Genomic DNA, 12544 nt, shown 5'->3' on the forward strand with positions numbered 1-12544 from the left:
TCATCCCTGCCCCAGGATCAGGCTGGCGTTACTGCCGCCAAAAGCAAACGAGTTGCTCATTACGTACCGGCCGGCGCCCAGGCGGCGGGTGTCTTCGATCAGATCGAGCGTGGGCAGAGCGGGGTCGGCTTCGCCATCCCAGAGGTGGCGCGGCAGGGTGATGCCTTCATCGGCGAGCGTCAGCCATGCGAAGCCGAGTTCGGTGGCGCCTGCGGCGCCCAGCGTGTGCCCCGTCAGCGGCTTGGTGCCGCTGGTCGGCACACCCGCTGGAAAGACGTGCGCCATCAGATGCGCTTCCATCTCATCGTTCTTGCGGGTGGCGGTGGCGTGCAGGTTGACGTAGCCGATGGCGCTGACATCGATGCCAGCATCCGCCAAGGCGGCACGCAGGGCGCTTTCAGCGCCGGCGCCGGTCGGGTCGGGCGCAGAAATGTGGTGGGCATCGCTTGATTCCCCCACACCCGCCAGCCGTACGGGGCCGCGTTCACGTGTCATCAGGAATACGGCCGCCCCTTCGCCGATATTGATACCGGCACGGTTGCGGCTCATGGGGTTGGTGCGCGCGGCGCTGGTCGATTCCAGCGAGGCAAAGCCCTGCAGCGTCAACTCACATAGCGAATCCGCACCCCCCACGACCACTGCGTCACACAGGCCTAGTTGCAGCAACCGGCGGGCCGAGGCGAAAGCCTTGGCGCTCGATGTGCAAGCGGTGGATACCGTATAAGCCGGACCAGTGGTGCCAAGTGCCGCAGCGGCGAACGGTGCCAGCGTGCCGATTTCCATTTGGCGATAGTCGAACGCGCGGGGAAGATTGCCGTGTTCTTTTGCATGGCGCAGCGCCGCCTCGGCAGCGTCGATGCCCGACGTGCTGGTCCCGAGGACGATGCCAATCCGGTGCGGGCCATACTGGGTGCGGGCCTGGTCCACCACGGGTTGAATCTGCGCGAGCGCGGCAAGCAGCAACCGGTTGTTGCGACAGTCGTAGGCGGACAAGTGCGCGGGCGGTTCGATCTCGAGTGCAGCCAAGGCGCGTCCGATCATGCCCGTTGAACCTTCCGGCCGGTCGACCGCCCCCATGCCAGGCGCATGCCCGGCTGCCAGGTTGCGGCGGATGGAATTCACGTCATCACCCAGCGCATTGACCATGCCGAGCGCATGCAGATAAACAGGAGAAGCGGTCATGATGGTCGATGTCTTACGGTGGGCATTCCGAGCGGCGCCAACGCAACCGCAATGACAATGCCCAGGGCAAGTGTCATGCCGAAGCTGCGCAGCACCGGCATGCCACTTGTACCCAGCAGGCCGAACGAGAGCAGCGTGGTGGACGCCGACAGCAACACGCCAACCCATACGCCACCAATATCCGCGCGCTGCCGCGCACAACCTTCGCGCAGGAACACAGCGTAGTTGGCGCCGACGCCCAGCACCAGCATCAGGGCTAGCCAATGGAACAGGTTTAGCGGAATGCCCGCGTAGCCATACACAGCAAACGTGATGCCGACAGCGCAGACGACCGGCAAGGTCACGCGCACACCGGCGGCCACGCCATAGCGCACGCAGAACAGCATGAGGATCAGGCTGAGCGCCCCAGCCAGCCACCAACCGCTATCGATGCGGTACGTGGCGAACAGGCGCGCGACGCTGGCGGGTTTGTCGACGAAGCGGATACCAGGGGTGGCATCGGCCAGTGCCGCCAACGCGGGCAACTGCGCCGACGTGACACCGGTCGGGATGACGATGGCGGCAAACATGCGCGGCGCACCGGCGCTCGACACTTGGCCTAACCAGAGGTGGCGATAGGGCTGCGACCAAGGCATCGCTAGCCATGCATCCACCGTAAGCGGGGCGCTCGGAGTGGTTTCAAATGCAGTCACGTACTTGGCGGCGATCTCGGGCCGAAAGCCAGCGTCCGTCAAGGTCGCGCGCAGGGCTTGCGGGTCAGCAGACACGCGTTTGCTCAGGCGGGCGCGGTCTTCCGCTTGTTGATGAGCGGAAGGCACGAACTGGGTGACTGATTGCACGCCTTTGAGCGAGGCACCTGCAATCGGCAGCTCCAGCTTGTGTTGCAGTGTTTCAGCACGTTGCAACACCTGCTCGGTGGAGTCGCCCTTCACAACGAAAAATTGGGTGCTGTTTTCTACGCCGATGGCTTCGCGCACGAAGGCCTCTTGTCGTGCCAGATCGGGGTCGCGCTGGATCAGCAGGTGGATGTCGTCGTCGCTGGTCAGGCGTAGCCATCCGGGCACGGCGGCCGCCGCAATGAGTGCCAGGCAAACCCAAGCACCCCGTCGCGTCAGTGCTGCCTGCCAGCGGCCCAGCCAACGCGCGGCGCGATCGTAGGTGCGGTATGGCTGTCGCTGCGCATTCGTCAGCAGTGCAGGCAACAGCGATGCCACTGACAAAAAGGCCGCTCCGATCCCAGCGATCGCAAAGCACGCAATCTGGCGCAGCGCCGGAAATGGCACGCCAACCAGGATCGCGTAGCCGAGCAGGCTTGTTGCAAGCGCCACCAGCAGTGCCGGCCGCACCTCGCGCGCGCTGCGTTGCGCGTCTTGCCCCTGGGCACCGAGGTGGCCGACGAAGTACTGAATGGAGTAATCCACCGCCTCGCCGATCAGGCTGGCGCCGAATACGAGCGTGAGGAGGTGCAGCTTTCCAAAGACCAGCATCGTTGCGGCCAACGCAAACACGATCCCAATGCCCGTGGACAGGAACCCGAGCAGCAGAAAGCGCGGCGAGCGGAAGACCCACAACATCAGCAAAGCGATACCGAGCGTCGAGATGATGCCGATGCGATGCAGTTCCTGTTCCGAAGCGCTGCGCGCAGCGGCGGCATAGAAAACGGCGCCGGTGCGCACCAGAGTGACGTCCGGAAAGGTACGCGCCAATGATTGCTCAGCCTGTGCGACAGCGGTGCGGACGTCGGCCTGGGTTTGCCCATCGTAGGCAGAAGCGGCCAGCGTGCTGGTGACCAAGACGCTGGTGGTGTCACCGCGCCGGGTGATCAGCAGGTTGTCTTCCAGTTCGAGCCGCGTGGCGGCCAGCGGCAGGCCCGCCAGCCAGTGGCTGAGCCAGCCGAATGGGTCGTCAGCCAGCGGTGCGCTCAGACCGGCTTCGACCGGCGCGTACAGCCTTTGCGCGAGCAGTGTGGGCAGCGCGGTGGATGTGTCATCCAGTGCCGCGCGGTCTGCGGCGCTCAGCAGGCCGAATCGGTAAGGCAGATAGAAGCGGGTGATCTGCGCGGTATCGAATGGCGGCAACTGGGCAATCACGGTGCGAAACGCCTTGCTGCGCTTGAGTTGCGAACCAAACTGCATGGCAGCCGCTTTTGCATGGTCAGCGTTGCGGCTACTGAGCAGGAAGACCGCGCGGTCACCCAGTGATGCCGCCAGCGTATCGACAGCCTTTTCCGCAACCGGGTCGGCCTCGGTGTCCGGCAGCAACGACAGCAGGTTCGTTTGCAACGCCGTACCGTCGTGCAGGCGCAGGCCGCAATAGAGCAGGGCGGCCAGCACGACCGCCAGCCAGCCGAGCCGGATGCCCCACATTCGTCGGACAGAGAGGGCCGGCCGATGCAACCCCAGCTCCAGCGTCATCAGGGCGCTCCCAGCAGCGTGCGCTCGGCAGCGCTGGGCGCTTCCACACGCGTGCTGCCCGTGAACTCGATGCGTGTTTCATCGCCATTGGCTGACTGGATGCGGATACTCCGCACGTAGGTGTCGCCCGACAGATCCAGCCCGCGCAGTGCCTGTGCCAATTGCGGCTGGGCTGGGGTCAACTTCAGATGCCAGCGGCTGACGTTGCCTTGTGCATTGACGTTGAACTGGGAGTAGAGCGCGGACAGGTCGCCCGTGAGCATCGCGCGCATCATGCGCGAGACCTGCGCTACACCAGCGGCGTTGCGCGCGCCACGCGTCGGCCGGTCGTTGGCATCCAGCACGGTGACACCCGAGTCGGTCATCACATACGTCATGCGGGTCGGCTGCTCGATGCGCCAGACTGCGCCCAGATCGCGCAAGAACAGCAGCGTGCCGCTGCTTACCAGCGGCTTCTGCATGGCCTGCAGCGATTGCGTTTGTACGAACTGCGCGCGTACGCCACGTGCCTGTGCCAATTGCGCAGCGACTTGCGAGACGAGTGTGCTGCCCGGCGATACTTCGCTCGGTGTCGCGCTGGCGAGTGTGCACGTCCCCAGCATCAGCGCGGTAATCCACGCGCGCACGATAGCGTTCAGCCCAACCATGCGCGCTCCACACGTTCGATCATCACGGGCGGCGAGACGAACTGCAGTTCGCCGGTGCGGGCGCATACGGCTACCTGCGTGGTGGTTCCCTTGGTCAGCCGGGTGCCGGATGCGCAATCGACGATCTCGTAGCCGATCTTCAGGCGGTTCTCGTACTCCAGCAGCGTTGCGCGCACCTCGATCTGTTGGCCGTAAGTTGCCGGCTTGATGTACTTCAGGTGTGCTTCGACAACGGGCCATAGGTAGCCGGAGTCGCGCATCTCGCGGTAATCGTAGTCGAAGCGGCGCAGCAGCGCGGCACGGCCGATCTCGAAGTACTTCAGGTAGTGACCATGCCAGCAGACGTCCATGGCGTCGACGTCGTGAAACGGCACCTCAACCTGGGCGCTGGCGGCCAGTGGCGGCAGGTCGCGGGAAGTCATGCTGGCATTTCCTGTTGGTTGTCTGCGTTGGTGAGCAGGCCACGCTCGATGGCGAGCGTCAGTGTGCGCAGATCGGCTTCCAGTGGGCGGTCTTCGCTCACGAATGCCGACATGGCGCTGATACGCTCCACGAACGCCTGCACGGGTGCCGGCACCTGCGTGTACGGGTCAAGCTGACAGCGCAATCGCACTGCCTGCACAGCTGCGAGCGTATGCGCGGCTGCCACCTGTTCCGTTAGCTCCAGCACGCGCAGACAATCACGCGCGGCAATCGTGCCCATGCTGACCTTGTCCTGGTTATGCGCTTCCGTTGATCGCGAGAAGACGCTGGCCGGCATGGTGTGCTTGAGCGCTTCGGCCGTCCAGGCTGATGACGAGATCTGCACGGCTTTGAAACCGTGGTTGATCGGTGCACGCTCGGCGGTGGCGCCCGACAGGTTGCGCGGCAAACCGTTGTTGAATTTGTCGTCCACCAGGAGCGCAAACTGGCGGTCCATCAGGTCGGCCAGGTTGGCAACGGCTGTTTTGAGCGCGTCCATCGCGAACGCGATGTGCCCACCATAGAAGTTGCCGCCGTGCAGGATCTCCTGCGCGTCGGGATCGACCAGCGGGTTGTCGTTGGCGCTGTTGAGTTCGTTCTCGATGTCGCGGCGGATCCACGACTGCGCGTCGCGCGCCACGCCGATCACATGCGGAGCGCAGCGGATCGAATAGCGATCTTGCACGCGGTGCGCCGAAGCGTCATCCCAGTCGGCCAGATCCGCGCGAATCCATCCGGCAACTTCCGCCTGCCCCGCATGTGGCTTGGCCGCGAAGATGGTCGGGTGGAAGTGCGCAGCGCGCCCATCGAGTGCCACCGTGGCCAAGGCCGTCAGTCGAGAAGACAGGCGAATCAGTTGCTCTGCGCGGGCGTAGGCCAGACACGCCAGACCAGTCATGACCGCAGTGCCGTTCATCAGCGCAAGCCCCTCTTTCGGGGCCAGGGTGATGGGCGAGTGGCCGATCTGGTGCCACACGCCGGCGGCGGGCTGCACATGGTTGTTGAAAAGCACGTCGCGCTCGCCGACCAGCGTGGCAGCCACGTACGACAGGGGCGTCAGGTCACCGCTGGCGCCCACCGATCCCTCGGCCGGAATGCGCGGCAGGATGCGGTGGTTGATCAGGTCGGCCAGGCGCTGCAGCAGCACATACCGGACACCCGAATAGCCGTGGGCCAGCGAGTTCAGTCGTGCAGCCACCACGGCCAGCGTTTCAGCCGGCTCCAGGTGGCGGCCCATGCCGCAACCGTGATAGCGCGTGAGCTGCAGCGGCAGAGCTTCAACCAGCGCCATCGGCACACTTACTTGGCACGCATCGCCGTAGCCTGTGTTGACGCCGTAGATGGTTGCGCCTTCGGCCAGCCGTTGGCACAGGAACTGCGCACCACGTTCGATGCGATCGCGCCACGCGGCATCGGCGCAGAGCGAAACCGGCTGCTGGTCGCGCGCAATGGCAACGACGTCTTCAATCGTCAGATGACGGTTGCCGATGACAACGCCGAGCCGTTGGGCGGGCGCATTGACTTGCGCGGGCACGTTCAAATCGTGTTCAGCCATGGGCGTCCATGTTCTTGGTGGCGTTGGGGCGCGCCCAAAAATCGAAAAAATTGAACCATTGGAAAGAGGCCTTGCGGCAATAGTGTTCCAGCCGCTCTGCGTAACGCTGGGCCAATGCGCCAAGGTGGCGTGCGCGCTCGGCACGCGGTAGCGCAACGTGCTCGGCAAATGGCTCGAAATACAGGGTATGGTCCTGCCCCGTCTTTAGGCAAAAGAACAGGTACACCGGGCAGCCCAGCGCGTGTGCCAGAACGTATGGGCCCTGTGCGAATTGTGCAGGTGCGCCCAGAAAGCGGGCCTCCACCGTGCGGCCGGATTCGTGTGCGGGCACCCGGTCGCCCACGATCACCAGCAGTTCGCCGGCGTCGATGCGCTCTTGCATCAGCATGGCTGTGGCTGGGCCGAAGTCGGTCACTTGCATCAGGTGCGAGACGACATCCGGATGCGCTTGTGCCAGCACGTGGTTAAAGCGCTGCGCATGCTCGGTGTAGACCACCGCAGTTACCTTGGCGAGGCCATTGCGGGCAGCCAGCGCGCGCGTCATTTCCAGGTTGCCCAGGTGCGCGCCAATGACCAGTGCGCCACGACCGCTGGCAACGAGTGCTTCGAATGCGGTCGGGTCATCAAAGCGCACGCGTTCATTTTTGACCTGCCCCGACCATGCGGCCAGCTTGTCTAGCCCCGACTGCGCAAACGCGATCATGTGGCGGTATGCACTAAGCCAACCCGGTTGCGGCATGCCTGTACCCGGCGACACCGAATGCAAGCGGGTGAAGTACTGCCGCGATGCCTCTCGCGCCGCACGCCCGGTTATCAGGAAATACGCGACGATCGGGTATAGCCACAACGAAGTGAGGCGTGTGCCGAACAGGCGGCAGCTCAGCGCAAGAAGTTGCATGCCGAACTGGCTCCCACGCTCGGCCACGCGCCACCAACCTTGCGTCGTGGTTGATGCCGAAGAATGACGCCAGCGCGGCAAGCATTTTCCGGCCAGCAGCATCGGAAAACGCAGCAGCATGCCGGCCACCAGCCGCGTGTGGCTCTTGCTGATGCGGATGTTGTCCCACAGCACGTCAAAGTGCGACAGCCCGCCGCGTTCATACGTCACGCGCGTGGGCAGCGTGATGATGCGCGCCCGGCGCCAGTGCAGGCGTACCAGAATCTCGATATCGAAATCCATGCGGGTGGGCAGCGCCACGTCATCCATCAGCTTGCACGCCAGCGCCAACGGGTAGATGCGGAAGCCACACATCGAATCCCGGATGTCGAATGACAGCGTTTCGATCCACACCCACACGTGCGTGAGGTAGCGGCCGTACAGGCGCGACCTGGGCACGCTTTCGTCGTAGACCGGGCGGCCGAGGATGATGGCGTCGGGCGCGGAAATGGCGGCGGCAAGAAAGCGAGGTACGTCGCCCGCATCGTGCTGGCCGTCGGCGTCGATCTGCAGGGCGTGGGTATAGCCGGCAGCGTAGGCCGCACGCAGACCGGCCATCACAGCTGCGCCCTTGCCGCCGTTTTCCGGTAGCCGCAGCAGCGTGACTTGTTGTGCGTACTGCTGTGCGAGCGCGGCCAGCACGGATTGCGTGGCCGCGTTGCTGCCGTCGTCGACGATGAGGATCGGCAGCCCGTGGATCAACAGGTTTGCGACGGTGTTGCCGATCGCATCCTTGTGGTTGTAGATCGGGATGACGATGACCGTGTTCGGGCTCACGCAGCCTCCCGATGGACCAGTACGCCCGAGGCGCAATCACGGGCGCCGAGTCGGGCAGTGAAGCGTACGCGGCTGCGATCCGGCTCGTGCACGAGGCGCAGCGACACCACGGCACCCGGAGGTACCGGCGCCATGAACTTCAGTTGGTCGATTGACGTAATCGTACGTACTGCGCTGTTACGGGCAGCGGCCAGGCTCACAGTCCAGTCGATGAGCACCACACCGGGCAGGATCGGGAGGCCAGGAAAGTGGCCCGCGAAATGCACGAGATCGTGGCTGACGCGCAGCTCGTAGTGATCGCTGTCGGCATCGCTCACATGGGAGAGCGTTTCGAAGCCCTCGGCGCCCGGCCGGAACGCAGCGGCCACGGTTGCCGCGGGCAATTTGCCGCGCGCGTCTATCGGCATGGCCATGCAGAAGCGCCAGCGGCGCGGGATCAACGTGGGCTCGGTGTAGGCGGACAGGTGCCGGCGCAGCGTCTTGGCCAGCGCCACGCGGCCCTGTGCGCGCAGCGCCTGCGCGCCAGCCGGCGTGAGTGCGACCAGCGCGCCCAATCGGTCGCGTGACGTCCCCGTTAGCAACGTTGCCGCTGCCCGCGCCACAAACGGATGCTCACCCAACCACGCTTCGACTTCTGGCAGCGAGACACGCTTGCCGTCAACCTTGACGACGCGGTCCAATCTGCCACGCAGGACGAAGCGGCCACTGTCGTCAAACGCGATCGCGTCATCGGTGCGGTGCCATTCACGGTGGGGTAGATGCGGCGAGCGTACGGCAAGCGCGCCGTCGTCTTCCTGGCGGACTTCGATGCTGCCGAACGGCTGCCATGCATGGGAGCGGTCCTGACGGCGCCAGGCGATGCCGCCGGTTTCCGTGCTGCCGAACACTTCGATGGGTGCACTTCCATGTGCATCTGCAAACGCCGTTGCTGCAGCCGCATCCAATGGGCCACCAGACGAAAACACGGTTGGGAGTGCCGGCAGCGTATCGAAACCCGAAAGCAACGGCCATCGCGCCAGTTGGGTCGGGCTGGAGACCAACGCGGCAGCGGGTTGCAACATCAGGGCACGCTGCAATGCGGAGGGTTCGGTAACGGTCTGCCGACTGAATGCGCGCCCGGCGGCCAACGGCCAGAACACGCGGAACAGCAGCCCGTAAATATGGTGATGGGGCACGCTGGCCAGCACCACGCCGCTGCCCATCTGCGGACCCCACTGCTGTTCAAGTGTTAAGACTTCCGCATCGAATTGCGCGAGCGTCTTACGGATAGGCTTGGGCGCGCCGGTGCTACCTGAGGTGTACAGCGTGATCGGTACATCCGGATGGATTGTGCTGAGCGTCACGCCTTCGGCATGCGCGCCGATGGTCGGGAGGTCGGTATCGGTGATGAGCACGTCGTACGCGTCTGCCAGCGTGCCGAGATAGGCAGGCGCGGCGCTGGCGGGAATCACGACATGCTTGCCGCATGCAAACAACGCAAACAGCGCGCATGCGAAATCGAACGGATCGTCGACGCACAGCGCGTAGCGTGTCGCCTGCTGGCCAGCGAACACCGCTGAGCAGGCCGCTACACGGGCACGAAAGACGCCGGATGTTATGGATTGCCGGCCATCGGCGCAGATGGCAGTGTCAACAGGCTGCGCAGCCGACAGCAGGGCGTGGAGGGCAATCATGTCGCCTCCGACGGCAGGGCGTGCGGGCGCACAATCCAATGACGGAACGCCATTTCCGCTACAACCAACACACCGACCAAGACGTAAGCGATCACGCCGTTGTACAACGCCCATGCACCGCGCGACCAGTACAGGGCCGCGATCATTGCCGTCACTCCGTTGAGTGCGAAGAAAACGCACCACGCCTGCGTGACGCGCCGCGTATAGCAAACGGCGCGCGGCTGCAGGTCGGGCAGGCGCATGCGCGCAAACTTTTCGATCATGGAAGGGCCCGAGCGAAGGGTAGCTGCAAAGCTCAGCAACAGCCCAGCATTGACCAGCGCCGGATACAGGCGCAGCAGCAATTCGCTATCCGTGATGGCGACGGCGGCGGACATGCATGTCAGCGTTCCCGCAGTCAGCCAATCCAGCGGCGTGAGCTGGCGCAGCAGCGTCGATACGCTGCCCGCGCCGATCCACCGCTGCATCCAGAGCAACGCCAGCAGCGCGATGCCGGCGTAGCGCGGTGTGCCGAAATGCCATGCCCCGATCAGCACCAGCGGATACGCGATCTTCAACGCCGCTTGAGCGGCGCCACGCGCCCACTTGGGCAGTGCGAGGGGTTGGCGGGCAGGTTGCGCCTGCATCCGCTTATGCCGCGAGCAGCGATTCGACTGCGCCGATGACGTCGCCCACCGTGCGTACCGTCTTGAATTCTTCGGGCTTGATGCGGCGTCCTGTCATTTCCTGCAGCTTGATTGCCAGATCGACTGCATCGATGCTGTCCAGATCCAGCTCTTCAAATAGATGCGCCTCGGGCGTGACGCGTGCCGGATCGATATCGAAGTTCTCTTTGAAAATGACGCGGATGCGCTCGAGGATCTCAGTGTCCGTCATGATTTTTTTCTCCCTGTGCCTGCCGGTGCCAATGCCCGGGCGATTATTGTTGGCTCTTCACCAGTGCGGCGAGTGTGTTAATCGAGCGGAAATGCTCGCGCGTATGTTCGTCATTGGCGGCAATCGTCAATTGGTAACGCTTGCGCAGCACGATGCCGATTTCCAGTGCGTCAATGGAATCCAGGCCAATACCGTTCGTATCAAAGAGCGGGGCATCGTCGTCAATGTCCGCTGGCGTCATATCTTCCAGATCGAGCGCTTCGATAAGAAGTTGCTTAATTTCGAGCTTCAAAGAATCCATGTTGCAGAAGATGATCGGTGATGTGGGTTTCGACGCCGGTGGTAAGTGCACGTGCGGCGAGCGCCGGCGGCGAGCCATCGGGCACGTATTGCGCGACGCTGATAGGCGGCAGCACGGCGATCTTCATGCAGAAGGCGCGTGGTGGCACGTCGTACCAACGCATGGTTTTGGTAAAGGCGGGCGGGTCGCAATCCATCAGCACGGGCACGATGGGGGCCCCCACGTTGAGCGCCATATGTGCAAAGCCGCGTGAGAATGGATGCAACCGATCCTTGGCTGGACTGCGCGTGCCTTCCGGGAAGATGATCATGGTGTACCCCGCGGCCAACTGGCGCGCGCTCGCCTCTACCAGTTCGGTCGGGTCTGCGTTGCTGATGTATTCGGCGGCACGCACGATGCCCCAGAAGCACGGGTTACCCCAGTGGGCCTTCTTCACCACGCAGCAGGCTGACGGAGTCAGCGCCAGGAGCACCATCACGTCCAGGTAGGTCGGGTGGTTGGCCACCACGATGGCGGGTCGGCGCGCACGCAGCTCCTCCGCACCTTGCACATCCAGCCTCATCACACCGAGCCATTGGAGCGCGCGAACCAGCGTACGGAAGAACCAATGGATAACGAACGTGACAGTGCGTTGGCGCGATGCCCGGTGCGGCCACAGCCAAGCCAAGGGAAATACGACGACGGAGAACAGCACCCCGCAGACGCCGAAGACGGTAAAGGCCAGCCCCGTTGCCACCAAGCGCCATGCCAAGTTGAGGCGGGCGCTCAGTGTGCTTGCCATGGGCCCTCACGCCATTGCCACGTCCAGCTGCCGTCTGCGTGTTGCCAGACGCCGGAGGTGCGGGACGACAGGCAGTGCAGAACGGCCTGGCTTTGGGTTGTCGTGACATTTGCCGCTTGCCCGCCCGCTGTCGCGGGGCCATGCGAACACACCAACGAGGCACTGGCCGAACCGTCGAGCAGTACGGCTAGCGCGCACGTATCCACCTCATCGGCCACGGAGCCGAAGCGCGCATCGGCGGGTTCATCGGCGTAGACCAGCAGCACCGGTGAAGCAGGGTCCGATGCGTACTGGGCATGCGCTTCCAGCAGAGCGAGCCCCAGCGTAGCCGGGCCGGCCGACACGGCGATGGCAGGCGAGGTGTCGCCGCGCGCAATGCCAAATACGCCGCTCATGGCGTTGAGTACAGACAGGCTGAATGCGGTGGGGGAGACCGGGGCGGCGTTCTCGATGTCGGCCAGGATGCCGGCCGTGCGGCGCAATTCGCCATGCCGGGAGGCAAAGACGACACGTGCGCGTGGGACATCGGCAGCGCAATCGTGTGCGACCTTCAGCGCGCTTTTAGAGAGCGTGCTCAGACGCCGCCGAACCATCGGTTCAATAAAACCGATTTCCGGAGACGATATTGAATCAGCACCAATGGCAGGCCAGCAGGACCAGCGAGCAACCGGGATTGTCCAGTGCAAATCGGGCATATCGGTGTTCGCATGTGGAGCACTGCCAGTGGCCGCAATGTGTGCGGCGCCCGGCGCGGGGCTGGCTGTCGCGCATCAACGCAACACTTGCCTCACCCGATTCGCTCTCATTGTTTTCGATTGATCTGGGTGAATGCGCGGGCCGTTATTCTCAGCCGATTTTGTCTTTCAAAGCGCTTGCTATTCCCCAACCCTGGGGCCGAATCATACTGAAAAGTCCCCTAGGAAAACAACCGCTTGCTTG

The 12544-nt window shown here is 64.0% G+C and carries 12 protein-coding genes; all 12 read right to left on the reverse strand.

Annotation, left to right across the window (positions count from 1 at the left end):
* Genes BG83_RS0115385 through BG83_RS0115440 form a run of 12 tightly spaced genes read right to left on the reverse strand, consistent with a single transcriptional unit; the run spans nt 1 to nt 12300 of the window.
* Nucleotides 1–1182, reverse strand: a complete 1182-nt coding sequence (locus BG83_RS0115385) for a beta-ketoacyl-[acyl-carrier-protein] synthase family protein (RefSeq protein WP_024977584.1) — start codon at nt 1180–1182, stop codon at nt 1–3.
* A complete protein-coding gene (locus BG83_RS0115390; protein WP_037031978.1) occupies nt 1179–3596 on the reverse strand; it encodes an MMPL family transporter in 2418 nt (805 codons plus the stop codon). The genes BG83_RS0115385 and BG83_RS0115390 overlap by 4 nt, the downstream gene beginning before the upstream one ends.
* Entirely contained in the window at nt 3596–4243 is a 648-nt protein-coding gene (locus BG83_RS0115395) for a LolA family protein (RefSeq protein WP_024977586.1), read from the reverse strand. Before BG83_RS0115395 ends, BG83_RS0115390 begins: the two co-directional genes overlap by 1 nt.
* Nucleotides 4231–4665 carry an acyl-CoA thioesterase gene (locus BG83_RS0115400; protein WP_024977587.1) on the reverse strand — a complete coding sequence of 145 codons (435 nt, stop codon included), beginning with the start codon at nt 4663–4665 and terminating at the stop codon, nt 4231–4233. The genes BG83_RS0115395 and BG83_RS0115400 overlap by 13 nt, the downstream gene beginning before the upstream one ends.
* Nucleotides 4662–6260 carry an HAL/PAL/TAL family ammonia-lyase gene (locus BG83_RS0115405; RefSeq protein ID WP_024977588.1) on the reverse strand — a complete coding sequence of 533 codons (1599 nt, stop codon included), beginning with the start codon at nt 6258–6260 and terminating at the stop codon, nt 4662–4664. Before BG83_RS0115405 ends, BG83_RS0115400 begins: the two co-directional genes overlap by 4 nt.
* Nucleotides 6253–7974, reverse strand: a complete 1722-nt coding sequence (locus tag BG83_RS0115410; protein WP_024977589.1) for a glycosyltransferase family 2 protein — start codon at nt 7972–7974, stop codon at nt 6253–6255. Before BG83_RS0115410 ends, BG83_RS0115405 begins: the two co-directional genes overlap by 8 nt.
* Nucleotides 7971–9647: an AMP-binding protein gene (locus BG83_RS0115415; protein WP_024977590.1), complete on the reverse strand. Its 1677-nt coding sequence runs from the start codon at nt 9645–9647 to the stop codon at nt 7971–7973. The genes BG83_RS0115410 and BG83_RS0115415 overlap by 4 nt, the downstream gene beginning before the upstream one ends.
* The gene (locus BG83_RS0115420) at nt 9644–10273 is read right to left on the reverse strand and encodes a membrane protein (protein ID WP_024977591.1); all 630 of its coding nucleotides are present in this window, start codon (nt 10271–10273) and stop codon (nt 9644–9646) included. The genes BG83_RS0115415 and BG83_RS0115420 overlap by 4 nt, the downstream gene beginning before the upstream one ends.
* Before the next feature lie 4 nt (nt 10274–10277).
* Nucleotides 10278–10523 (reverse strand): acyl carrier protein, encoded by a 246-nt coding sequence (locus tag BG83_RS0115425; RefSeq protein WP_024977592.1) that lies wholly within the window; start codon nt 10521–10523, stop codon nt 10278–10280.
* Between the two features lie 43 nt (nt 10524–10566).
* Nucleotides 10567–10824 carry a phosphopantetheine-binding protein gene (locus BG83_RS0115430; protein ID WP_004631431.1) on the reverse strand — a complete coding sequence of 86 codons (258 nt, stop codon included), beginning with the start codon at nt 10822–10824 and terminating at the stop codon, nt 10567–10569.
* On the reverse strand, nt 10799–11605 hold the full coding sequence (locus BG83_RS0115435; protein WP_080693688.1) for a lysophospholipid acyltransferase family protein: 807 nt from the start codon (nt 11603–11605) through the stop codon (nt 10799–10801). Before BG83_RS0115435 ends, BG83_RS0115430 begins: the two co-directional genes overlap by 26 nt.
* The gene (locus BG83_RS0115440; protein ID WP_024977594.1) at nt 11590–12300 is read right to left on the reverse strand and encodes a beta-ketoacyl synthase chain length factor; all 711 of its coding nucleotides are present in this window, start codon (nt 12298–12300) and stop codon (nt 11590–11592) included. The genes BG83_RS0115435 and BG83_RS0115440 overlap by 16 nt, the downstream gene beginning before the upstream one ends.
* Between the last annotated feature and the right edge of the window lie 244 nt (nt 12301–12544).

It is taken from the genome of Ralstonia pickettii (assembly GCF_000607165.1).
In the GTDB taxonomy this organism is placed as follows: Bacteria; Pseudomonadota; Gammaproteobacteria; order Burkholderiales; family Burkholderiaceae; genus Ralstonia; species Ralstonia holmesii.